21 protein-coding genes are annotated in these 21,767 nt (G+C 73.8%); 16 read left to right on the top strand and 5 right to left on the bottom strand.

Annotated features, from left to right (window positions below; genetic code table 11):
• Positions 1-15: 15 nt before the first annotated feature.
• The 5 genes from FB382_RS18685 (at position 16) to FB382_RS18665 (ending at position 3,871) form a co-directional block, all read left to right on the top strand.
• On the top strand, positions 16-735 hold the full coding sequence (locus FB382_RS18685; RefSeq protein WP_125037729.1) for a GAF and ANTAR domain-containing protein: 720 nt from the start codon (positions 16-18) through the stop codon (positions 733-735).
• 98 nt (positions 736-833) lie between these two features.
• Positions 834-1,247 carry a hypothetical protein gene (locus FB382_RS18680; RefSeq protein ID WP_182541164.1) on the top strand — a complete coding sequence of 138 codons (414 nt, stop codon included), beginning with the start codon at positions 834-836 and terminating at the stop codon, positions 1,245-1,247.
• 5 nt (positions 1,248-1,252) lie between these two features.
• Complete coding sequence (locus tag FB382_RS18675; protein WP_182541163.1) at positions 1,253-2,650, top strand: ferric reductase-like transmembrane domain-containing protein; 1,398 nt, start codon at positions 1,253-1,255, stop codon at positions 2,648-2,650.
• 4 nt (positions 2,651-2,654) lie between these two features.
• On the top strand, positions 2,655-3,125 hold the full coding sequence (locus FB382_RS18670) for an FMN-binding protein (protein ID WP_182541162.1): 471 nt from the start codon (positions 2,655-2,657) through the stop codon (positions 3,123-3,125).
• Positions 3,122-3,871 carry an FAD:protein FMN transferase gene (locus FB382_RS18665; protein ID WP_182541161.1) on the top strand — a complete coding sequence of 250 codons (750 nt, stop codon included), beginning with the start codon at positions 3,122-3,124 and terminating at the stop codon, positions 3,869-3,871. Before FB382_RS18670 ends, FB382_RS18665 begins: the two co-directional genes overlap by 4 nt.
• A gap of 10 nt (positions 3,872-3,881) precedes the next feature.
• Here the strand turns inward: FB382_RS18665 and FB382_RS18660 are convergent, their stop codons facing one another.
• On the bottom strand, positions 3,882-4,157 hold the full coding sequence (locus FB382_RS18660) for a MerR family transcriptional regulator (protein WP_182541160.1): 276 nt from the start codon (positions 4,155-4,157) through the stop codon (positions 3,882-3,884).
• Positions 4,158-4,297: 140 nt separating this feature from the next.
• Here FB382_RS18660 and FB382_RS18655 point away from each other — a divergent pair, with 140 nt between their 5' ends.
• Entirely contained in the window at positions 4,298-4,723 is a 426-nt protein-coding gene (locus FB382_RS18655; protein ID WP_182541159.1) for an Hsp20/alpha crystallin family protein, read from the top strand.
• Positions 4,724-4,728: 5 nt separating this feature from the next.
• On the opposite strand, the gene FB382_RS18650 is transcribed toward FB382_RS18655, so the two are convergent.
• The gene (locus FB382_RS18650) at positions 4,729-5,370 is read right to left on the bottom strand and encodes a response regulator transcription factor (RefSeq protein ID WP_182541158.1); all 642 of its coding nucleotides are present in this window, start codon (positions 5,368-5,370) and stop codon (positions 4,729-4,731) included.
• A 239-nt stretch (positions 5,371-5,609) separates the two neighbouring features.
• On the opposite strand from FB382_RS18650, the gene FB382_RS18645 reads away from it, so the two are divergent.
• From FB382_RS18645 to FB382_RS18635, 3 genes are read left to right on the top strand one after another with little or no spacing between them, the layout of a single operon-like run.
• Positions 5,610-6,329 carry an HAD family hydrolase gene (locus tag FB382_RS18645; protein WP_182541157.1) on the top strand — a complete coding sequence of 240 codons (720 nt, stop codon included), beginning with the start codon at positions 5,610-5,612 and terminating at the stop codon, positions 6,327-6,329.
• Positions 6,330-6,376: 47 nt separating this feature from the next.
• Entirely contained in the window at positions 6,377-6,943 is a 567-nt protein-coding gene (locus FB382_RS18640) for a LuxR C-terminal-related transcriptional regulator (RefSeq protein WP_182541156.1), read from the top strand.
• Positions 6,944-6,982: 39 nt separating this feature from the next.
• Positions 6,983-7,420 (top strand): PGPGW domain-containing protein, encoded by a 438-nt coding sequence (locus FB382_RS18635; RefSeq protein WP_182541155.1) that lies wholly within the window; start codon positions 6,983-6,985, stop codon positions 7,418-7,420.
• On the opposite strand, the gene FB382_RS18630 is transcribed toward FB382_RS18635, so the two are convergent.
• The 3 genes from FB382_RS18630 to FB382_RS18620 all read right to left on the bottom strand — a co-directional run bounded on the left by FB382_RS18630 (position 7,375) and on the right by FB382_RS18620 (position 9,982).
• Positions 7,375-7,830 (bottom strand): hypothetical protein, encoded by a 456-nt coding sequence (locus FB382_RS18630; RefSeq protein WP_182541154.1) that lies wholly within the window; start codon positions 7,828-7,830, stop codon positions 7,375-7,377. The genes FB382_RS18635 and FB382_RS18630 overlap by 46 nt on opposite strands.
• 98 nt (positions 7,831-7,928) lie before the next feature.
• Positions 7,929-9,464, bottom strand: a complete 1,536-nt coding sequence (locus tag FB382_RS18625) for a PAS domain-containing sensor histidine kinase (RefSeq protein WP_182541153.1) — start codon at positions 9,462-9,464, stop codon at positions 7,929-7,931.
• A gap of 41 nt (positions 9,465-9,505) precedes the next feature.
• Positions 9,506-9,982: a response regulator gene (locus FB382_RS18620; protein ID WP_182541152.1), complete on the bottom strand. Its 477-nt coding sequence runs from the start codon at positions 9,980-9,982 to the stop codon at positions 9,506-9,508.
• 135 nt (positions 9,983-10,117) lie between these two features.
• Here FB382_RS18620 and FB382_RS18615 point away from each other — a divergent pair, with 135 nt between their 5' ends.
• From FB382_RS18615 to recD, 7 genes are all read left to right on the top strand, one after another.
• Complete coding sequence (locus FB382_RS18615; protein ID WP_182541151.1) at positions 10,118-10,480, top strand: hypothetical protein; 363 nt, start codon at positions 10,118-10,120, stop codon at positions 10,478-10,480.
• The gene (locus FB382_RS18610; RefSeq protein WP_182541150.1) at positions 10,477-11,142 is read left to right on the top strand and encodes a response regulator; all 666 of its coding nucleotides are present in this window, start codon (positions 10,477-10,479) and stop codon (positions 11,140-11,142) included. Before FB382_RS18615 ends, FB382_RS18610 begins: the two co-directional genes overlap by 4 nt.
• A gap of 443 nt (positions 11,143-11,585) precedes the next feature.
• Positions 11,586-12,557, top strand: a complete 972-nt coding sequence (locus FB382_RS18605) for a TerC/Alx family metal homeostasis membrane protein (RefSeq protein WP_182541149.1) — start codon at positions 11,586-11,588, stop codon at positions 12,555-12,557.
• A 10-nt stretch (positions 12,558-12,567) separates the two neighbouring features.
• Complete coding sequence (gene fabG / locus FB382_RS18600) at positions 12,568-13,305, top strand: 3-oxoacyl-ACP reductase FabG (RefSeq protein WP_182541148.1); 738 nt, start codon at positions 12,568-12,570, stop codon at positions 13,303-13,305.
• Between the two features lie 28 nt (positions 13,306-13,333).
• Complete coding sequence (recC, locus tag FB382_RS18595) at positions 13,334-16,651, top strand: exodeoxyribonuclease V subunit gamma (RefSeq protein ID WP_182541147.1); 3,318 nt, start codon at positions 13,334-13,336, stop codon at positions 16,649-16,651.
• A complete protein-coding gene (locus FB382_RS18590; RefSeq protein ID WP_182541146.1) occupies positions 16,648-19,980 on the top strand; it encodes a UvrD-helicase domain-containing protein in 3,333 nt (1,110 codons plus the stop codon). Before recC ends, FB382_RS18590 begins: the two co-directional genes overlap by 4 nt.
• Complete coding sequence (gene recD, locus FB382_RS18585; RefSeq protein ID WP_182541145.1) at positions 19,977-21,728, top strand: exodeoxyribonuclease V subunit alpha; 1,752 nt, start codon at positions 19,977-19,979, stop codon at positions 21,726-21,728. Before FB382_RS18590 ends, recD begins: the two co-directional genes overlap by 4 nt.
• The last annotated feature ends 39 nt before the right edge of the window (positions 21,729-21,767 follow it).

The raw sequence follows: 21,767 nt of genomic DNA, 5'->3' as shown, positions 1-21,767 counted from the left end.
CCCCCAGGAGGGGACATGAGCAGGGAGGGACGGCTCTCGCGTGTCTTCGTCGAGCTGGCCGACACCCTGGTCGACGACTTCGATGCGCTCGACATCCTGCACCTGCTGACGGAGCGGTGCGTCGAGCTGCTCGAGATCGACGCGGCCGGGATCATCCTCAGTGACCAGCGCGGCGGGCTGCAGTCGATCGCCTCCACCACCCACGAGGTGGGCCTGATCGAGATCTTCGTGCTGCAGAACTCCGAGGGGCCCTGCCTGGACTGCTTCCGGTCGGGCGATCCGATCGTCAACATCACCTTCGAGGAGTCCCAGCGCCGCTGGCCGATGTTCACCGCGGCGAGCACGGCCCTCGGCTACCGGACCACCCACGCCCTGCCGTTGCGGCTCCGCAACGAGGTGATCGGCGCCATGAACTTCTTCTCCGTGGGGGAGACGGAGCTCAACACCGAGGACCTCGCCCTGGGCCAGGCGCTCGCCGACGTCTCGACCATCGCCCTCCTGCAGGCGCGGGCGGTCCACGAGAAGGACCTGCTGGCCGAGCAGCTCCAGTACGCCCTGAACAGCCGGGTCCTGGTCGAGCAGGCCAAGGGGGTGCTGGCCGAACGCTTCAAGATCGACGTGGAGGAGGCCTTCACCCACCTGCGCTCGTTCAGCCGTCGGCACCGGGTGCCGCTGAGCGAGGTCGCCTCGCGCGTGATCGCGGGCACGCTCACGGTCGCGGACCTCGAGAGGTAGGCCGACCCGCTTCACAGGTGACCCACAGGTTCCTCCCACGGGTGGGCCAGCCCGCGCGGTGACTCTGGTCCTCAGACGGATAGACCTGAGGAGACATCGTGAGCGACGAGAAGCCCACCCCTGACGACGCCAGCATCCCCGCCAGCACCCCCGCCAGCGGCAGCCGCTGGGAGCCCGATGCAGAGACGCAGGCCCAGCCCGTCGACCCGCCGGCCGAGGCCGCGGCCGTGCCCCCCGCCGGGCAGCCGCCCCGCCCCCGGACCGGGTGGCGGACGTCGGTGTCGCGGAACCGCGCCGGCCTGGTCGGTGCGGCCGCCCTGCTCCTGGTCGTCAGCGCCGGCGGCGGGTTCGCCGTCGGCCGGGCGACCGGTGGCGGCCACGACGGTCACCGGGACCTCTCCTCCGACCACCGCGGCTTCGACGGCTCGGTGCCCGGCGGCGACCGCGGCCAGCTCCCGCCGCCGGGTGCCCCCCAGGGCCCCGACGACCTGCAGGGACAGGAAGACGGGTGACCACGGTGACCCCTCCACGCGCGTCCCGGCGGCTCGACGCCCCGGCGCCGCTGGGGCGTCGGGCGCGTGCCGACGCGGTCGTCCGGCAGGCCTCGGGTGCCCTGCTGTGGCTGGGTCTCCTCCTCGTCACCTACTGGTGGGCGGCGGGGGGCGGCATCCAGGACCTCGGCGCCTGGGCCTCCGGCCTGACCTCGGTCGGTCGCCTGACCGGCCTGGTCGCCTCGGTGCTCCTCCTGGCGCAGGTCGCGCTGATGGCGCGGGTCCCGCGGCTGGAGTCCGCCTTCGGGCAGGACCGCCTCGCTCACCTCCACCGCATCGTCGGCTTCACGTCCTTCAACCTGATGCTTGCCCACGTCGTCACGATCACGTGGGGGTACGCCGGCGGGCAGCTGCCCGGCACGCCCGGCACGCTGTGGAACCTGACGGTCAACTACCCCGGCATGCTGCTCGCGGTCGCGGGCACCGCCTGCCTCGTCATGGTCGTGGTCACGAGCCTCCGTGCCGCCCGGCGCCGGCTCCGCTACGAGTCCTGGCACCTGCTCCACCTCTACGCCTACCTCGGCGTCGGCCTCGCCCTCCCGCACCAGCTGTGGACCGGTCACGAGCTGACCTCCTCCACCGCGCGCACCGTCTTCTGGTGGGCCGCGTGGGGTGCCGTCGCCGGGGCCGTGCTGATCTGGCGGGTCGGGGTGCCGCTCGCGGTCAACCTGCGCCACCAGCTCCGGGTCACCTCCGTTGTCCCCGAGGGGCACGGGATCGTCTCGGTCTACCTGACCGGCCGCCGGCTCGACCTCCTGCGCGCCGAGGCGGGACAGTTCTTCACCTGGCGCTTCCTGGGCCGGTCCGGCTGGAGTCGGGCCAACCCCTACTCGCTCTCCGCGGCCCCGGACGGCCGCAGCCTCCGCATCACCATCCAGGCCGTGGGCGACGGCAGCGCCGAGGCGCTCCGCCTGCACCCCGGGACCCGGGTCCTGGTCGAGGGCCCCTACGGACGGCTGAGCGCCCGGTCCCGCAGCCGCGGCAAGGTCGCGCTGATCGGCGCCGGCGTCGGGGTCACCCCGCTCCGCGCGCTGGCCGAGGGGCTCGACTACGCACCCGGCGACGCGGTGCTCCTCCAGCGCTACGGCGACGACCGGCTCTTCGCCCGGGAGCTCGACGTCCTGACCCACGAGCGCGGCCTCCGCGTCGTGCCGCTGCCCGGCCACCGCCGCGGCCGCGACTCCTGGCTCGGCGAGGTGGGCCACGGCTCCGACCTCGACCACCTGCACCGGTGGGTGCCCGACATCGCCGAGCGCGACGTCTACGTCTGCGGGCCGACCCCCTGGGCCGACCTCGTCGTCGAGGACCTCACCTCGGCCGGCGTGACCCCTGACCACATCCATCTCGAGACCTTTGCGTGGTGACCCGATGAAGAGAATCGTCCTGTGGTGCCTGAGCACCCTGTCCGTCCTGGTGCTGCTGTTCGGCTACCACACGTCGACGTCCTCGGTGCTGGCCACCAAGTCCCCGACCGCGATCGTGTCGAGCAGCACGTCGAGCCACAGCGCCGCCTCCACCAACTCGAAGTCGACCGGCTCCGGCACGTCGACCCAGGCCGCGAAGACCAGCACCGTCACGGGCGCCGTCGCCCAGACCCAGTGGGGCCCGGTCCAGGTCCGGCTGACCCTGCAGGGCAGCTCGATCACCAAGGTCGAGGTCCTGCAGTACCCCAGCGGCAACGGGACCGACAGCCAGATCAACTCCTACGCGCTGCCGATCCTGGTCCAGGAGACGATGAACCAGCAGAGCTCCAAGATCGACATGGTCAGCGGGGCCACGGTCACCAGCACCGGCTACGTGCAGTCGCTGCAGAGCGCCCTGGACCAGGTGTCGGCATGAGGCGCGTCGAGCACGTGATGGGGATGCCGGTCAGCCTCGTGCTGCGGGGCCGGCACGCCGACGACGAGGCCGGCGAGGCCGCCTGGCAGGACGCGCTGGCCAGCCTGCGCGAGGCCGACCGCGTCTTCAGCACCTGGCGCGAGGACTCCTACATCTCCCGGCTGGGCCGTGAGGAGATCGAGCTCGGCGACTGTCCCCCCGAGGTCGCGGAGGTGCTCGGCCTCGCGGAGGCGGCGCGGCTGGAGTCCGACGGCGCCTTCGACGTACGACGGGTGGCCGCCGACGGCACGCACGTGCTGGACACCGACGGCGTGGTGAAGGGGTGGGCCGTGCAGCGGGCCGCGGCGTGCCTGGCCGCGCTCGAGGGGACCGACTACTGCCTGTCCGCCGGCGGCGACATGGTCTGCCGCGTCGTCGACCCGGACGCCGAGCCGTGGCAGGTCGGGATCGAGGACCCGCGGGACCCGAGCCGGCTGATCGCCCGGATCCCCGTCCGCGACGGCGCCGTCGCCACCTCCGGCTTCGCCCACCGGGGCGCCCACATCGTCGACGCGCGGACCGGTCAGGTGCCGTCCGGCGTCGCCTCGGTCACCGTGGTCGCACCGGACCTCACGTGGGCCGACCTCGACGCGACCTCGGCCTTCGCGATGGGAGACCGCGCCCTGCCCTGGCTGCGGACGCGAGCCGGACGGGTCGGCCTGGTCGTCGCGGCCGACGGCACCGCCGAGGTCTTCGGCGCCGCCTGAGCGAGTCCGGTCAGCGACCGCCCGCCAGGCGTCGCCGCAGGCTCCTCACCTCGGCCTCGAGGGCCATCACCTTGCGGATGCCGGCGAGGTTGAGGCCCTCTCCGAGCAGCTCGCGGATCCGGTGGAGTGTCTCGATGTCGTCCTCGCTGTAGATCCGGGTGCCGCCCTCGGTGCGGCTCGGCCGGACCAGCCCGTGGCGCTCGTAGACGCGGAGGTTCTGGATCGCCATCGAGACCTTCTCGGCCGCGACGGAGATGGCGTAGACCCCGCGAGTGCCCTCGACCATCCGATCTCCTCCTTCTGCCTGCCCGGGAAATTCCAGGGAGGGTCTTGATTTCGACCTGTTCCCCAGACTATAAGAAACCTGTAATCACGAATAGAGGTCTGCGCACCCGGCGTGGATCGAACCTCCAGGAAGGACATGTGATGTTGCTGCGTACGACCGACCCGTTCCGCGACTTCGACCGGCTGGCCCAGCAGCTGCTCGGCACCACCAACCGACCTGCCGTGATGCCGATGGACGCGTGGCGTGAGGGAGACACGTTCGTCATCGAGTTCGACCTCCCCGGCGTGGCCCGGGACTCCATCGACCTCGACGTGGAGCGCAACGTGCTGACCGTCCGGGCCGAGCGCGTCCCGCGCAACGGGGACTGGGAGATGCTCGCCGCCGAGCGGCCGCGCGGCGTCTTCAGCCGCCAGCTGGTGCTGGGCGACAACCTCGACCTGGACCGCATCGACGCGGCGTACGACGGAGGGGTGCTGACCCTGCGCGTGCCGGTCGCCGAGCGGGCCAAGCCGCGCAAGATCCAGATCGGCGGCCGGACCGAGGACCCGGCGGCCCTGGAGGCCTGACGGCGTCAGGAGGGCGGCGTCCGCACGGCCCGGAAGCGGTCGGGCTCGAAGCCGTGGGCCATCGCCCACACGACGGCCTGGGCGCGCGTGGTCACCCCGATCTTGCGGTAGGCCGTGCGGATGTAGGTCTTCACCGAGTTGATGCTCAGGCCGGCGCGGATGGCGATCTCCTTGTTGGGAAGCCCGCGGACGATCAACGCCAGCATCTCCGACTCCCGGGCCGAGAGGCCGACGGTGTCGCCCGGCCAGCGGCCGAAGTCCTCGTCGGCGCGGGTGGCCGGGTCCGGCAGGACCCGCTCACCCGCGGCGATCCGCTCGAGCGCGTCGACGATCTCCTCGCCGGACAGACCCTTGGACAGGTAGCCGGCGACGCCGTGGCTGACCGCACGCTCGATGAGACCGGGGTCGAGGTTCCAGCTGAAGACGACCAGCCGGGCCGTTCCGTGCTGGACGAGCTCCTCCACGTCCAGGGCGTCGCCCTGCACCTGGCCGAAGGTGTCGTGGAGAACGATGTCGACATCGCTGACGACCGGCATTCGGCTGTCCAGCTCGACGACCAGGACCCGGTCGCTGAACGGTCGGAGGACCGCGGCGATGCCGGCGACCACGAGCTCGTAGTCGTTGAGGACGGCGATCCGCAGGGGCATGGGTCGCACTCTAGGCCGGTGGCTCGCGTGGCGAGGGTGCCGGCGGCGCGGACTGCAGTGCCTCCCGTCGGACTGCGTGAGCCCCGCTCGGTCACCGGCCGCCGGCACCCTCGGGAACACCGTCCAGCGGACTGTTCGGGACCAACCACACCCTCACGGGTGGTAGCACCTTGCGGGGTGAGGTGAACAGGTGCGCACACTGGAACCATCGGTCGTGCCGCAGCCACCGGGAGGACCTCATGACCCACCACACCGCCACCGCGAACGCCCACGTCGAGGACGCCGTCGAGACGGTCGACGCCGTCCTCCTCGACCTCGACGGCACGCTGGTCGACTCCGTCTACGCGCACACGCTGGCCTGGAAGTCGGCCTTCCGTGACGTCGGCATGGACGTGCCGGCGCACCGGATCCACCGCGCGATCGGCATCAGCGGCGACCGGCTCGTCGCCCACGTCGCCGGCGACCGGGTCGAGGCCGCGGTCGGCGACGCCGTCCGCGACGCGCACCGCCGCCACCTCGACGAGCGACTCCACGACGTCGTCCCGACCGACGGGGCGCGCGACCTGCTCGAGGCGCTGCGAGAACGCGACGTGACGGTCGTGCTCGCCAGCGCCGGCGGCGCCGAGATCACCGGGCGGCTGCTCGACCTGCTCGAGGCGGCGAAGCTGCTCGACGAGGTCGTGACGGGCTCCGACGTCGACAGCGGGAAGCCGTCGGGCGAGCTGGTGGCAGCGGCGATGGCCGCGGTCGCCGCCGACCGGGCGGTGCTCGTCGGCGACACCGTCTGGGACGTGCAGGCCGCCACCGACGCGGGCATCCCGTGCGTCGGCCTGCTGACCGGCGGCATCGCCGAGTCGGAGCTGCGCGAGGCGGGCGCGATCGCGGTCTTCGACACCCCGCGCGACCTGGCCGAGCACCTCGACGAGGTGCTCCCGAGCGACAAACACCCGTTGGGGTGAGGTCTTCGGCTCGGGGAAACGGCCGATGACTCACTAGCGTCTGGAGCGTGCCTGCGCCCATCACCCTGGGGACCGACGAGTCCTCCGAGCTGGTGACCGCGGGGCTCGGCGCGATGCTCGGTCGGCACAGCGAACGGATTCGGTTCGTGGCCTTCGACCCGGCCGCCCCGCCGGTCCCCGACATCGTGCTCTGCGACCCGCACGCCGCGCCCGGCGGCGCCGTACGCGTGCACGAGCTGGTCGGTCTCGGCGCCCGCGTGGTCGCCTTCTCCTGGCGGGTCGACCCGGTCAGTGTCGAGCGCGCCCTGGCCGCGGGAGCGCTCGGCTACCTGCCGAAGTCGCTCACGTCCGAGGAGCTGGTGGCCGCCGTCGAGGAGGTGCACCGCGACGGCCTCGTCACGCTCCGGCCCACGGTGCTGCCCGGTGAGGAGCTCACGGCGCGCGAGAGCGAGGTGCTCGCGCTGGTGTGCCGGGGGCTGAGCAACGACGAGATCGGTGCCGAGCTCTACCTCTCGATCAACTCGATCAAGACCTACATGCGCCAGATCTACCGCAAGACGGCCGTGACCCGGCGCGCCCAGCTCGTGGCGTGGGGGCTGCGCCGCGGCTACTGAACCGCAGCGCGGCTACCAGCGGTCTGAGAGGGTGTGCCCATGAAGTCCGCCGCACGCCGGATCGTGCTGGAGACCCTCGGCTGGATCCTCGTGGTGGCGGGCATCGCCGCCCTGGTCCTCCCGGGCCCCGGCCTGCTGATGGTGTTCGCGGGCCTGGCGCTGCTGTCCCAGCAGTACGACTGGGCCGAGCGCCGGGTCGAGCCGGTCAAGGAGCGTGCGCTCAAGGCCGCCGCCGAGGGCGTCGAGACCGTGCCGCGGATCGTGATGTCGGTGGTGTTCGCGCTGCTGCTCGTCGCGGCCGGCGTGCTGTGGATCTGGGGACCGGCCGCGCCGGGCTGGTGGCCGGTCGACGAGTCGTGGTGGCTCCTCGGCGGCTGGGGGACCGGCGCCACGCAGGTCGCGTCCGGCCTGATCGCGCTGGCGATGATCGTCTACAGCGTGCGGCGCTTCCGGATCCGCGGAGATAGCCCCGACTGACGGGGCTCCTGGGCCAGCGCCCGCGCGATCACGGTCGTCGCCGGCGGCGGGGCGAGGAGCGGGTCGCAGTCGTAGGGCCCCGGGTGGCCGTTGAGCTCGGCAGCGAGCGCGAGCGAGACCCGGTCCAGGCTGGCGGTGTCCTCGAGGGTGGCCAGCAGGTCGTACTCGTCGAGGCCGGCCGCCAGTGCGAGGTCCAGCAGCTCGAAGCCGTGCCGCTTGCCCCAGCTGCGGAGCAGCTCGGAGGGGATCGCGGGGATCGGGGCGATCAGCCGCCCGGGCGTCGGCGCGATCCGTGGCACCGGGGGCAGCGGTGTGGTCGGAGCGGGCGCCGACGCCCGGGGGCGGACCAGGAGCCCGACCAGTGCGGCGCAGGCCGCGCCGACGAGGAAGAGCCCGAGTCCGGTGAACATGGCCCCCAGCCTCGACGTCGTCGCGTCCCGCCGTCAGGTGCGGAGGTGCCGACCGGCCTAGTGCGTGGGTACCAGGGCCGGGGCGCTGTCAGGGCCCGTCACGACACCGTCACGACCGCGGACCCGCGGCGCGGGACCCAGAAGCGGAGGGTGGACCCGGGCCCGTCGGACTCCAGCCGGCACCAGCCCCCGGTGATCGTGGCCCGGTCGAGCATCGTGGCGAGCCCCCGGTGGCCGGCGCGCGGCTCGATCGTGGGGGGCACGCCGACCCCGTCGTCGATGACGGCCACCTCCACGCCCTCGTCGTCGGGGGTGATCAGGACCCGCACGTGGGTGGCGCGGGCGTGCTTGCGCACGTTGATCAGCGCCTCCTGGCCGATCCGGAAGGCCTGGGTCGCCAGCTCGTCCGGCAGGTCGAGGGAGCCCTCGCCCTCGACCTCCACCGTCCAGGTCATCGGGACGTGGACGAACGTGTGGTCGGCGGCGTCGCGGAGCATCTTGGCGAGGTCGACGCCGGGCACCACCGGCTCGAGGTCGAAGAGCAGGTGCCGCAGGCCCGTCGTGACCGAGGAGACCGAGTCCTGGAGCCGGGCCACGCCGTCCTCGAGCTCGGGCGCGGCCTCGTGGATGCGGCGGCGCAGCAGGCCGAGCCGGAGGTCGACGGCCGCGAGCGCCTGCACGGAGTCGTCGTGGACGTCGGCGGCGATCCGGCCCCGCTCCTCCTCCTGGGCGAGGACGAGGCGGCGCAGCAGCTCGGTGCGCTGCGCGGCCACCTCCTCGAGCCGGTCGCGCGAGTCGAAGGCCTCCAGGGCGAAGGAGAAGTTGTGGGCCACGGCCTCGAGCAGCGCCCTCATGCCCTCGTCGAAGAGGTGCGGGCGGTCCGAGCAGAGGGTCAGCGCCGACACGGCGCGGCCGCCGCAGTGCAGGGGGATGGCCGCGGCGTCGAGGATGCTGGTGGACGTGTCGTCGCGGTAGTCGTCGTACGCCGCCGTGCCGTCGCGCAGCGCCCGGGTGGTGGGCCCGCCCTCGCGCGGGCCGTCGATGTCGCCGGCCGAGGCGACGACCTCGAGCGCGCCGTCGGGCGCGAGTCGGCCGATCCACGCGCCGTGGAACCGGCCGAACTCCACCGCGACCCGGCAGGTCTCCTCGTAGAGGGACTGGGCGTCCGCCGCCCGGACGATGGCGTCGTTGAACCGGGCGAGGGTGAGGTAGGAGCGGTTGAGCTCACGCAGCCGCGCCGCGGCGGCGAGCTGCTCGGTGACGTCGACGATGGTGGCGATGGTCCAGAGGCCGTCGTCGGTGAAGGCCGGGGTCAGGCCGATGTCGCAGGGGAAAGTGGTGCCGTCCTTGCGGATGCCGCGGAAGAGCTCGTGCCCGCCGCGGTTGCGGGCGCCGGGGTGGGCGAAGTACGCCGAGAGGTTGCCCAGGTGGAGGGCGGCGTCCTCCTCCGGCACCAGGATGTCGATCGGCCGGCCGAGGAGCTCGTCCTCGGTCCGGCCGAACGTGGTCAGCGCGGCGGGGTTGGCGTAGTCGATGCGGGCCTGCTCGTCGAACCCGATCACCGCCGGGCCGGCCGCGTCGAGGATGGCCCGGGTCATCGCGTCGATGCCGTGGCGGCGTACGTCGTTGCTCATCCGAACCTCCCCGTGGGCTCGTCAACCGCTGCGGACAGGCCTCACGGTACGTCGGAAGTGGTGGGCGCGGGGGCGTCTGCGAGGAGCTGGCGCAGGGCGTCGACGGCGCCGGGCACGGCCAGCACCACCTCGCCCTCGAGCGTGCGGGCGACCAGGTCGGGGAGCTGGGCGCCGAGGCGACCCTTCCCGAGGTAGCCGGTGGCGCCGGCGCGCAGCATCGCGAGGATCCCGTTGGCGCCGACCTGCGCGGAGACGGCCACCACGACCGGGCCGGTCGAGCCGCCGGTGGCGGGGTCGACGGTGCGGGTCAGCCGCCGGGCGGCCTCGGGACCGCCGCCGGGCATCCGGATGTCGAGGAGCACCACGTCCGGGTCCTGCCGGTCCACCAGCTGCATCAGCTCGTCGCCGGTGCCCGCGATGCCCACGACCACGAAGCGCGGGTCGTCCTCCAGGACGTCGACCAGCGCGCCGCGGAAGGAGAGGTCGTCGTCGGCGACGACGACGCGGATCGGGGGCACAACCTCCATCGTCCTCCGGGTCCGATCGCGCCGTGAGCCCGCTGGCGCACTAGCCCCTCTAGTACGTTGGCACTAGACGGGCCGCGGGACCGCGCGGTCCCGGGCACGTGTCGGGCCACTTTCGGGGGAGGGCGGATGGCGGACTACCCGCAGACCGAGCCGTTGTTCGCGCGGACCTGGCGGTTCCCGTCCGAGGGCTACCCGTCCCGCTCGTCGATGGACGACATGCTCGACGCGCTGCTGCCCGGGATCGAGGCGCTGCCGGGCTACCGGGGTGTGACGGTGCTGGTGGAGCACGGCACCGGGGCGGTGCTGGCCACCGTCTTCTGGGACAGCGAGGAGCACTTGAGGGCCGCGATGGCACGCGAGACCAACGCCGCCCGCGGCACCCTGGTCCTGACCGGCGGCGACGCGTCGGAGTCCGCCACGCATGATGTCCTCATCAACAGGCCGGCCCCGCCGGTCTTCGACCGGGACCTGGGCAGGGTGGGGCGATGAGCGAGACCAGCGACCAGCACGACGCGCCCGTCCGGGTGCTCGTCGTCGACGACCACGAGGTGCTCGCCGCGAGCCTGGCGCACGTGCTCGACGACGAGCCCGACTTCCTGAGCGTCGGCGTCGCCGGCACGCTCGAGAAGGCGCGCAGCATGATCCGCTCGACGGCCCCCGACGTACTCCTCCTCGACCACCGCCTGCCCGACGGTGACGGGGTCGCCGCGATCCCCGAGCTGCTCGCGCTGCGGCCGAGCTTGCGCGTGGTGGTGCTCACCGCGAGCGCAGCCGACCACGTGCTGGTCGCCGCCATCGAGGCCGGCGCGTCCGGCTTCCTGTCCAAGACCCGGAGCCTGGCCGAGGTCACCTCGGCGGTGCGGTCGGCCGCCACCGGCGAGGCCGTGATCAGCCCCGAGATGCTGGCCCGGCTGCTGCCGCGGCTGAGCCGGGGAGGCGGGCGCCGCCACGAGGAGCTCACCGAGCGCGAGCGCGAGGTGCTCGACCTCGTCGCCGACGGACTCACCAACGCCGCGATCGCCGAGAAGCTCGTGGTCAGCGTGCACACCGTCCGCAACCACATCGCCAACCTCTCGGCCAAGCTCGGCGCCCACTCCAAGCTGGAGGCGCTCTCGATCGCCGTGCGCGAGGGCCTGCTGCCGGATCGGTGAGGCAGACCCTCTAGTACATCGGGGCCAGCCCGAGTCGGCACCTGCGTGGCATGTGGGCCGCCGCGGCCCCCAGCAGACTTGGCCGTGGCGTCGGGACGCTCCCCCGAGACCCGGCGCCGCCGGCCCGGCTCGGCGGTTCGTTGGTTTCACCCCTGGATCCAAGCGTCCGTCGGGTCGGGTCCCGAGGTCACCCCCGTGCCTCGGGCGGGTCCCGCCACGTGTCAGCCGCTGCTCCGTGGCGGGACTTCGCACGTGTCCGGGAAGCAGGCCCGACGGCCCTCCGCTGGTAACCTCCCGGGCGTTGGAGGGGAGTATTCCTTCGTCGACGTGTCGTCATCACGGACAGGCCCAGACCTGACCCGGTGCGTCGGGCCAGCCGTGACCGGCCGGCGGAAGAGACCTCCGGAGTCGATCGACGTCCGGAGTCTGCCGTGATCAGTGCCGTGTCCCCGTCCACCTGGGTCCTCACCCTGCTCTTCCTCGCCGCCGTGGTGGTGCTCGACCTGCGCGTCATCGCGCGTCGCACCGGCGAGGTGACGCTCGCGTCCGCTGCCCGCTGGGTGCTGTTCTACGTCGCCCTGGCGCTGGCGTTCGGGGTGGTGCTGCTCGTCGGGCTCGGCGGCGACCTCGGCACGCAGTTCTTCGCCGGCTACATCACGGAGTACAGCCTCAGCGTCGACAACCTCTTCGTCTTCGTCATCATCATGCACAAGTTCGCGGTGCCCGGGCCGGCCCGCGACAAGGTGCTCTACATCGGCATCCTGCTCTCGATGGCCCTGCGCGGCGTCTTCATCCTGGCCGGGGCCGCGTTCATCTCCGCCGCCTCGTGGAGCTTCTACCTCTTCGGCGCGCTGCTGCTCTACACGGCGTACACGCTGCTCGTCGACGACGACGAGGACGCCGACTTCCAGGAGTACGGCATCGTGCGCGGGCTGCGGAAGGTCCTCCCCATGACCGACGGGTACGCCGGGGACGCGATCGTCGTGCGCGACGCGGCCGGCAAGCGCCGCTGGACCCCGCTGGTGATCGCGATCGCCTCGATCGGCGTCGCCAACGTGGTCTTCGCGCTCGACTCGATCCCCGCGATCTTCGGCCTCACCCAGGACGCGTTCGTCGTGATCACCGCCAACGCCTTCGCCCTGATGGGCCTGCGCCAGCTCTACTTCCTCGTCGGCGGGCTGCTGGAGCGGCTGATCTACCTCAACATCGGGCTGTCCGCGATCCTCGCCTTCATCGGCGTGAAGCTGGTGATCGAGGCGCTGCACGGCAGCGGCGTCGACGCGATCGGTTCGTGGGTGCTGCCCGAGATCGGGATCGTGACCTCGCTCGGGTTCATCGTGGCGGTGCTCGCCGCGGCGACGGTGGCCTCGCTGGCCAAGGGGCGGCTGGACGACCGGGTGACCGAGGCGTCGTAGCCTTCGGGCCATGTCACTCCTTCAGGGCCGCACGGCCGTCATCACCGGAGGCGCCCAGGGCCTGGGCCGCGCGATCGCCGAGCGGTTCGTGGCGGAGGGCGCGCGGGTCGTGATCGGCGACGTCGACCTCGCCGCGGCCACGCAGACGGCCGCCGAGCTCGGGGACGGGGTGGCCACCGCGGTGCGCTGCGACGTGACGTCCGAGGAGGAGATGGAGGCGCTGGTCGCGGCCGCGACGGAGCGCTTCGGGTCGCTGGACGTGATGGTCAACAACGCCGGGGTGCTGCGTGACGCGACGATGCGCAAGATGACCCTCGACGACTTCCGGCTGGTGCTCGACACGCACGTCCAGGGCACCTGGCTCGGCACCCGCGCGGCCGCGGCCGTGATGCGCGAGGCGGGGTCCGGGTCGATCGTGAACATGTCGTCGATCTCGGGCAAGGTCGGCAACCTCGGCCAGACCAACTACAGCGCCGCGAAGGCCGGGATCGTCGGGCTGACCAAGGCGGCGGCCAAGGAGGTCGCGCACGTCGGGGTCCGGGTCAACGCGATCCAGCCCGGCCTGATCCGCACCGCGATGATCGAGGGGATGCGGGCCGACATCCTCGAACAGCGGATGAAGGACATCCCCATGGGTCGCTTCGGCGAGCCCGCGGAGGTCGCGTCGGTGGCCACGTTCCTGGCGTCCGACCTGTCGTCGTACATGACCGGCACGGTCCTCGAGGTGACCGGCGGGCGTCACATGTGATGTCGGTGTCGGCCCCTAGGGTCGTCCCGTGACCGTCCACCTCCACCGCGCGCCGCGCACCGACCTGCTCGCCGACGCCCTCGGCGACCTGTTGGCGACCCCGCTGGAGGACCCGTTCGCCCAGGAGGTCGTGGTGGTGCCGGCCAAGGGCGTGGAGCGCTGGCTGACCCAGCGGCTCAGCCACCGCCTCGGCACCGGCCCGCGCGGCGGCGACGGTGTGTGCGCCGGGGTGCGGTTCCTCAACCCCCGCTCGCTGGTGAGCATGCTGCTCGACCGCGAGCGCGACGACGTGTGGGATCCCGACCGGCTGGTCTGGCCGCTGCTCGAGGTCATCGACGCGAGCCTCGACGAGCCGTGGTGCGCCACGCTCGCGACACACCTCGGCCACGGGATGGAGGGCGAGGAGGGGCTGCTGCGTCGCAACCGCCGCTGGTCCGTTGCCCGGCGGCTGGCGGGCCTCTTCTCCTCGTACGCCGTGCAGCGGCCCGCGCTGGTCACCGACTGGCGCGAGGGGCGCGACACGGACGGGGCGGGGGCCACCCTCGACGGCGACCTCGCCTGGCAGGCCGAGCTCTGGCGGCGGCTGGTCGCTCACGTGGCGGAGCCTGCCCCCGACGTCCGGCACGCCGAGACGCTCGAGCGGCTGCGGTCCGGCGGCGACGGACTCGACCTGCCGCCACGGCTGTCGCTGTTCGGCCACACCCGGCTGCCCGTCACCGAGGTCGAGCTGCTCGCCGCGCTGGGGGAGACACGCGACGTCCACCTCTGGCTGCCGCAGCCCTCGCCCGTCCTGTGGGACTCGCTCGCCGGACTCGGGGCGCACCTGCCGCGCGACCTCGACGACTCCGCCGATCTCGTCCACCACCCGCTCCTCGCCTCGCTCGGCCGCGACGCGCGGGAGCTGGCGCGCACGCTGTCGGAGTTCCCCGAGGGATCGTCGGGAGGCGCACCGGAGGCGGAGCGCGAGACCCTGCTCGGCTGGCTCCAGTCCGACCTACGCGACAACACCGCGCCCGACCCGGCCCTACGGGCCGGCCGGCTCCCGGCCGCCGACGACCGCTCGGTCCAGGTGCACGCCTGCCACGGACCGGCCCGGCAGGTCGACGTGCTCCGCGAGGTGCTGGTCGGGCTGCTCCAGGACGACCCGACGCTCGAGCCGCGCGACATCCTCGTGATGTGCCCCGACATCGAGACGTTCGCGCCGCTGATCCAGGCCGGCTTCGGGCTCGGCGAGGTCGTCGACCACGGCCACCCGGCCCACCGGCTCCGGGTGCGGCTGGCCGACCGGGCGCTCTCGGCGACCAACCCGCTGCTGGCCGTCGCCGCGGCCCTGGTGGGTCTGGGGGGCGGCCGGGTCACGGCGAGCGACGTACTCGACCTGGCGGCGCGTGACGCCTGCCGCCGCCGTTTCCGCTTCACCGACGACGACCTCGCGCGGATCACCCGCTGGGTGACCGAGGCCGGCATCCGCTGGGGCGTCGACGCCGAGCAGCGGGCCGGCTTCGCGATGGAGCGGTTCGGGCACAACACCTGGCGGGCCGGGCTCGACCGGATCCTGCTCGGCGTCGCGATGAGCGGCGACGACCACCGCCACGTCGGTCGCGGGCTGCCGCTCGACGACGTCGGCAGCAACGACATCGACCTGGCCGGCCGGCTGGCGGAGTTCCTGCACCGGCTCGAGACCTGCCTGCGCGCGCTCGACGCGGCCGGCGGCGTGGGTGAGTGGATGGCGATCCTGACCGAGGCCGTCCGTGGCCTGACCGACGTGCCGCTCGACGACGCGTGGCAGGTCCCGCAGTTCGAGCGCGAGCTGGCCCGCACGGCCGACTCCGCCGACGGCGGCGCGGTGCCGCTGCGGCTGGCCGACGTGCGCGCGCTGCTGGAGTCCCGGCTCGGCGGCCGGCCCACCCGCGCCAACTTCCGCACCGGCACGCTGACGGTCTGCACGATGGTGCCGATGCGCTCGGTGCCCCACCGCGTCGTGTGCCTGCTCGGCCTCGACGACGGGGTCTTCCCGCGGACCGGCTCGGTCGACGGCGACGACGTGCTCGCCCGCCGGCCGCTCACCGGCGAGCGCGACCCCCGGAGCGAGGACCGCCAGCTGCTGCTCGACGCCGTGCTCGCGGCGAGCGAGACCCTGGTGGTCACCTACACCGGCGCCAACGAGCACTCCGGCGCCGGCCGCCCGCCCGCCGTGCCGCTCGGCGAGATCCTCGACGCCCTCGACCGCACCGCCGCCGCGCCGGTCCGCGACCAGGTGCTGGTGCGCCACCCCCTCCAGCCGTACGACGCCCGCAACCTCGCCGCCGGCGCCCTCACCGGCGACCGCCCGTTCAGCTTCGACGCGGCCGCGCTGGCCGGAGCCCGGGCTGCGGTGGCCGAGCGGATCCCGCCGCAGCCGTTCCTGACCGGCGAGCTCGCCCCGCTGCCGCGCGAGGACGTCCAGCTCGCCGACCTCCAGCGCTTCCTGGCCCACCCGGTGCGCGAGTTCCTGCGCAGCCGCCTCGACGTGTCCGCGCCGCTCGAGGCCGACGAGGTCGACGACGCGATCCCGATCGACCTCGACGCGCTCGCGCTGTGGGGCGTCGGCGACCGGCTGCTCCGCGAGGTGATGGCCGGACAGGACCCCGTCGCGGTGATGACCGCCGAGCAGCTCCGCGGCACCCTCCCGCCCGGCGGGCTCGGCACCACCGCGCTGCAGCAGGTGGTGGAGGAGTCGCAGAAGCTCTTCACCCGCACGGCCCCGCTGCGCGAGGGCCAGGGCCGCTCCCTCGACGTCGACATCGACCTCGGCGACGGCCGCCGGGTGACCGGCACCGTCTCGGGCATCTACGGCAGCAAGGTCGTCTCGCTGGGCTACTCCCGGCTCAAGGCGCGCCAGCGGCTCTCCTCCTGGGTCGACCTGCTGGCGCTGAGCGCCGCCTTCCCGGACGAGTCCTTCACCGCCCACGCCGTCGGCAAGGACCGGGCCGGTCCGCTGCGGGCCCTGTCCGGCCCGCTCGACCACCGGGCGACCACGTGGCTGCGTGACCTGGTCGAGCTGCGCGACCTCGGCCTGCGGCGCCCGCTGCCCGTGCCGCTGGCCACGGCCCAGGCGTGGGCCGATGCCCACGCACGCGAGCTCCGCGGTGACGACCGGCCGCCGGCTCACGCCGCCGCCCGCGCGTGGGTGACCGACCCCAACAACAGCTTCGGGATCCTCGGCGAGGACGCCGACGCGTCCCACGTCCGGGTCTTCGGCGAGCGGGCGCCGCTGTCGGTGCTCGTGGACGCCGGGCTCCCCGAGCTCGCCTGGCGCATCTGGGAGCCGCTGCTCACCGGCGGGGAGAGGGTGGCTGCGCTGTGACGACGACACCGTTCGACATCCGGGACCCGCTGCCCACCGGCACCACCCTGCTCGAGGCCAGCGCCGGCACCGGCAAGACGTGGACCATCGGCGCGCTCGTGACCCGCTACGTCGCCCAGGAGGGCGTCCCGCTCGAGCGGATGCTCGTCGTGACGTTCGGCCGGGCCGCCAGCCAGGAGCTGCGCGAGCGGGTCCGGGCCCAGCTGGTCGAGGCCGAGCGGGCGCTCGCCGACGACCCCTCCCTGCCCGAGACCGGCCGCTCCGACCTCCTCGACCTGCTGGTCGACTGCCCCGACGCGGAGCGGGTGCTGCGGCACCGACGCGTCAGCGAGGCGCTGGCCAGCTTCGACGCGGCCACGATCGCCACGACCCACCAGTTCTGCTCGATGGTGCTCGGCTCGCTCGGCGTCGCCGGCGACACCGACGCCCGGGCCCGGCTCGTCGAGGACCTCGACGACCTGGTCACCGAGGTCGTCGACGACCTCTACCTCCGCGCGTTCGCGTGGTCCGCCGACCGGCCGGTCTTCAGCCGGGGAGAGGCGATGGAGATCGCCCGCACCGCCGTCTTCGACCCGCAGGCCCGCCTCGAGCCCGCCGGTGAGGACCCCTCCACGCCGGTGGGCCGGAGGGTCGCCTTCGGCAACGCCGTGCGGTCCGAGATGGACCGCCGCAAGCGACGGCTCGGGATCCTCTCCTACGACGACCTGCTGTCCCAGCTCGCCCACGCCCTCGAGGACGACGACGCCCCGGCCCGGGCGCGGATGCGCCAGCGCTGGTCGATCGTGCTGGTCGACGAGTTCCAGGACACCGACCCCGTGCAGTGGCAGGTCCTCGACCGTGCCTTCACCGGCCACGCCACGATGGTGCTGATCGGCGACCCCAAGCAGGCGATCTACGCCTTCCGCGGCGGCGACGTCACCACCTACCTCCAGGCCGCCGAGACCGCCTCGACCCAGAAGACGCTCGCGGTCAACTGGCGCAGCGACGCCCCGCTGCTGGAGTCCTTCCAGACGATGCTCGCCGGCGCCGCGCTCGGCGACCCCCGCATCGTCGTCCACGACGTGGCCGCCCACCACGAGAAGGGCCGGCTCGCGGGCCTGCCCCACCCGGCGCCGTTCCGGCTGCGGGTGGTGCGGCGGGACCAGCTCGGCAAGCGCGGGAGCAACCCGCTGACCGTCGGCGACGTGCGGCCCCACGTCGCGCGCGACCTGGCGCTCGACATCCGGGCGCTGCTGGCCTCGGGGGCGACGTTCGAGGGGCGGCCGCTGGAGCTGCGTGACGTCGCGGTCATCACCTACAAGCACGCCGACCTGGCCAACGCCCGCGAGGCGCTGCACGCCGTCGGCGTCCCGGCCGTGATCGCCGGCGGCGGCAGCGTGTTCGCCACCCCGGCGGCGGTCGAGTGGCTCGAGCTGCTCGAGGGGCTCGAGCAGCCGCACCGCTCCGGTCGGGTGCGAGCGGCGGCGCTCACGTCGTTCGTCGGCCACACCGCCCGCGAGCTCGACGAGCAGCGCGACGACCTCACCGACCACGTGGCCGACCGGCTCCGGCAGTGGGGCGAGGTGTTCTCGCTGCGCGGGGTCGCGGCCGTGCTCGAGGCGGCCACGGCCGCCGGGCTGCCCGCCCGCGTGCTGGCCCGGGTCGGCGGCGAGCGCCACCTCACCGACCTGCGCCACATCGGCGAGGCCCTCCACGAGGTCGCGCTCACCGAGCACCTCGGGCTGGTCTCGATGCTGACCTGGCTGCGCGGCCAGGTCGCCGAGGGCCGCGGCGGTCGCGGCACCGAGCGGACCCGTCGCCTCGACTCCGACGCGGCGGCCGTGCAGCTGGTGACGATCCACGCGAGCAAGGGGTTGCAGTACCCCGTCGTCTACCTCCCCGCGCTGGCCGACCGCAACGTCCCCAAGCCGCGCAACCCCCTCTTCCACGACGACGAGGGCCGCCGGTGCGTCAACGTCGGCGGCGGGGGCGGCGCCGGCTGGCAGGACCACGTCCAGCGCTGGCACGCGGAGGAGGGCGGGGAGTGGCTCCGGCTGCTCTACGTCGCCGCGACCCGCGCCCAGTCGCAGCTGGTGGCCTGGTGGTCGCCCACCCGCAACACCCCGGCGTCCCCGCTGCACCGGATGCTCCAGGGCCGTCGCCCCGGCATGCCCGACGTGCCGCTGGAGTTCATGAACCGCACCGACGACGAGGCCGCCGAGATCTTCGAGCGCTGGCGTGCGGCCGGCGGGCCGTCCCCCGAGCCCGCGGTGTGGGCCCCCGCCGGGGCCGAGCCGCCGCGGCCCGTCCCGCCCGACCTGGCCGTCCGCACGTTCAGCCGCTCGGTCGACGTGACGTGGCGGCGGGCGTCGTACTCCTCCCTGACGGCCGTCGAGGCGCCGACCCTCGCGGCCGGCCTCGGCGGTGCGGTCGGCAGCGAGCCCGAGGTGGAGGCGAAGGACGACGAGGCCGTCACCGCGGTTGCGGCGCCCGACTCCGGGTCCGTCGAGTCGGTGCCCTCACCGATGGCGGCCCTGCCCGTCGGTGCGACCTTCGGGTCGCTGGTGCACGCCGTGCTCGAGCACGCCGACCCGGAGGCCGACGACCTGCGCGCCGAGCTCACGGCCCACCTCGCCGAGCAGCTGGTGCACTGGCCGGTCGACGTCGATCGCGAGGCCCTCGTCGAGGCGCTGGTGGCCGTGTGCGACTCGCCGCTGGGTCCGCTGGCCCCCACGACGCTGCGCGAGGTGCCACTGCGCGACCGGCTCCGCGAGATGGAGTTCGAGCTGCCGCTGGCGGGCGGCGACCTCGCCGGCTCGGCCGGCACGGACGACGTACGCCTCGGCGATCTCGCCCCGATTCTGCGTCGCCACCTGCCCGACGGCGACCCGGTGCGCGCCTACGCCGACGCCCTCGACCAGCCGCACCTCGGCGGGCAGGCGCTCCGCGGCTACCTCACCGGCTCGGTCGACGTGGTGCTGCGGCTGCGCACCGACGCCGGGCCGCGCTACGTCGTCGTCGACTACAAGACCAACTGGCTCGGCGCCCACGAGCAGCCGCTGACCGCCCACGACTACCGCCCCGAGGCGCTCGCCGGGGCGATGGGGCACAGCGACTACCCCCTCCAGGCGCTGCTCTACGCCGTGGTGCTGCACCGGTTCCTGCGCTGGCGCCAGCCCGGCTACGACCCGGCGGTCCACCTCGGCGGCGTGCTCTACCTCTACCTGCGCGGCATGTGCGGGCCGGAGACACCGCTCGTCGACGGCGAGCCGTGCGGGGTGTTCTCGTGGCGGCCGCCGGTCGCGCTGGTCGAGGAGCTGTCCGACCTGCTCGACGGGAGTGCCCGATGACCGAGATCTTCGAGCCGGTGTCCGAGCAGGACTGGCGGCTGGTGGCCGGCGCGGCGGGGCTGCTCGGCGACTTCAACCGCGCGGGCGTGGTCGAGTCGACCGACGTGCACGTCGCCACCCGGCTGGGCGATCTGGCCGGCGAGGACGACGAGCGCGTCCACCTCGCGGTGGCGCTGGCCGTCCGGGCCGTCCGGCACGGCTCGGTCGGCGTCGACCTCGCCACGGTGCCTGCCATCGCGCCCGACCTGCCGTGGCCCGAGGCCGACGGCTGGGCCGGAGCCGTGGCGGCCTCGTCGGTGCTGGTCGAGGGCGCGGTGCGGCTCGACCACGGGCTGCTCTACCTCGACCGCTACCACCGGCTCGAGGGACAGGTCTGCGACGACCTGCTCGAGCGGACCGCCCAGCCGCCCCCGCCCGTCGACGAGGCCCACCTCGCGGCCGCCGTCGAGCGGGTCCGCGGTGAGCGGCTCAGCGCCGAGCAGGAGGCGGCGGCGGTGCAGGCCGTCCGCCAGTGGACGACCGTCCTGACCGGCGGCCCCGGCACCGGCAAGACCACGACCGTGGCCCGGATGCTCGCCCTGATCGCCGACCAGGCCCACGCGCGCGGCGAGCGGCTCTCGATCGCGCTCAGCGCTCCCACCGGCAAGGCCGCAGCGCGGCTCCAGGAGGCCGTCGAGGACGAGCTCCGCGGGATGCCCCAGGAGGACCGCGACCGGATCGGCCGGATCGAGGCGATGACGCTGCACCGCCTGCTCGGCTGGCGGCCCGACAACACCACCCGCTTCCGGCACCACCGCGGCAACCGGCTCAAGTACGACGTGGTCGTCGTCGACGAGTGCTCGATGGTCGAGCTGACGATGATGGCGCGGCTGCTCGAGGCCGTCCGGCTGCGGTCTCGGCTCGTCCTGGTGGGCGACCCGCGTCAGCTCACCTCGGTCGGTGCGGGCGCGGTGCTGTCCGACCTGGTCGCCGGCTACGAAGGCCGGCCCGGCAGCCCGGTCGTCTCCCTGACCGAGAACTTCCGCTCGACCGAGGACATCAAGACCCTCGCCGAGGCCCTCCGGATCGGCGACGCCGACGCGGTGCTGACCGCGCTGCGGGGCGGGTCTGCCGAGGTCGAGTTCGTCGAGACCGACGACCCCGGCTCGGCCCTGCGCGCGGAGACGGTGGCCTCGGCTCTCGCCGTACGCTCCGCGGCCGAGGCGGGCGACGCCGCCACCGCCGTGGCGGCCCTGGACCGACACCGCCTGCTCTGTGCCCACCGCGAGGGACCCCACGGCGTCCGCCACTGGAACCACCAGGTCGAGCGCTGGCTGGGCGAGGAGACCGGGCAGGAGATCTGGTCGGAGTGGTACGTCGGGCGGCCGCTGCTGGTGACCAGCAACGACTACGCCCTGGAGATCTACAACGGCGAGACCGGGGCCGCGGTGCTGATGCCCGACGGCCGTCTCCGGGCGTTCATCGCGGGGTCGGGCCGGCTCCACGACTTCGCCCCCGGTCGCCTGGACGCGGTGGAGACCATGCATGCCATGACGATCCACAAGAGCCAGGGCAGCCAGGCCGATGCGGTCACCGTGCTGCTGCCGGACGAGGGCTCGCGGTTGCTGACGCGGGAGCTCTTCTACACCGCGGTGACGCGGGCCCGGTTCACGGTGCGGGTGGTCGGCACCGAGGCCGCCGTCCGCGCCGCCGTCGACAACCGCGCCCAGCGGGCCACCGGCCTGCGCCAGCGCCTGGCGGGTGCCTGACCGGGTGCTGGGCTGCGAAATCCGCCGGCAATCTGGGAC

Source organism: Nocardioides ginsengisegetis (assembly GCF_014138045.1).
Taxonomy (GTDB): Bacteria; Actinomycetota; Actinomycetes; order Propionibacteriales; family Nocardioidaceae; genus Nocardioides; species Nocardioides ginsengisegetis.
This window is presented reverse-complemented; position numbering and strand designations above follow the sequence as displayed.

Bases quoted from the DNA above. Each gene is read 5' to 3' on its own strand.
- FB382_RS18685 (WP_125037729.1), top strand. From the start codon at position 16: ATGAGCAGGGAGGGACGGCTCTCGCGTGTCTTCGTCGAGCTGGCCGAC.
- FB382_RS18670 (WP_182541162.1), top strand. From the start codon at position 2,655: ATGAAGAGAATCGTCCTGTGGTGCCTGAGCACCCTGTCCGTCCTGGTG.
- FB382_RS18665 (WP_182541161.1), top strand. From the start codon at position 3,122: ATGAGGCGCGTCGAGCACGTGATGGGGATGCCGGTCAGCCTCGTGCTG.
- FB382_RS18660 (WP_182541160.1), bottom strand. From the start codon at position 4,157: ATGGTCGAGGGCACTCGCGGGGTCTACGCCATCTCCGTCGCGGCCGAG.
- FB382_RS18655 (WP_182541159.1), top strand. From the start codon at position 4,298: ATGTTGCTGCGTACGACCGACCCGTTCCGCGACTTCGACCGGCTGGCC.
- FB382_RS18650 (WP_182541158.1), bottom strand. From the start codon at position 5,370: ATGCCCCTGCGGATCGCCGTCCTCAACGACTACGAGCTCGTGGTCGCC.
- FB382_RS18645 (WP_182541157.1), top strand. From the start codon at position 5,610: ATGACCCACCACACCGCCACCGCGAACGCCCACGTCGAGGACGCCGTC.
- FB382_RS18635 (WP_182541155.1), top strand. From the start codon at position 6,983: ATGAAGTCCGCCGCACGCCGGATCGTGCTGGAGACCCTCGGCTGGATC.
- FB382_RS18630 (WP_182541154.1), bottom strand. From the start codon at position 7,830: ATGTTCACCGGACTCGGGCTCTTCCTCGTCGGCGCGGCCTGCGCCGCA.
- FB382_RS18625 (WP_182541153.1), bottom strand. From the start codon at position 9,464: ATGAGCAACGACGTACGCCGCCACGGCATCGACGCGATGACCCGGGCC.
- FB382_RS18615 (WP_182541151.1), top strand. From the start codon at position 10,118: ATGGCGGACTACCCGCAGACCGAGCCGTTGTTCGCGCGGACCTGGCGG.
- FB382_RS18610 (WP_182541150.1), top strand. From the start codon at position 10,477: ATGAGCGAGACCAGCGACCAGCACGACGCGCCCGTCCGGGTGCTCGTC.
- fabG (WP_182541148.1), top strand. From the start codon at position 12,568: ATGTCACTCCTTCAGGGCCGCACGGCCGTCATCACCGGAGGCGCCCAG.
- recD (WP_182541145.1), top strand. From the start codon at position 19,977: ATGACCGAGATCTTCGAGCCGGTGTCCGAGCAGGACTGGCGGCTGGTG.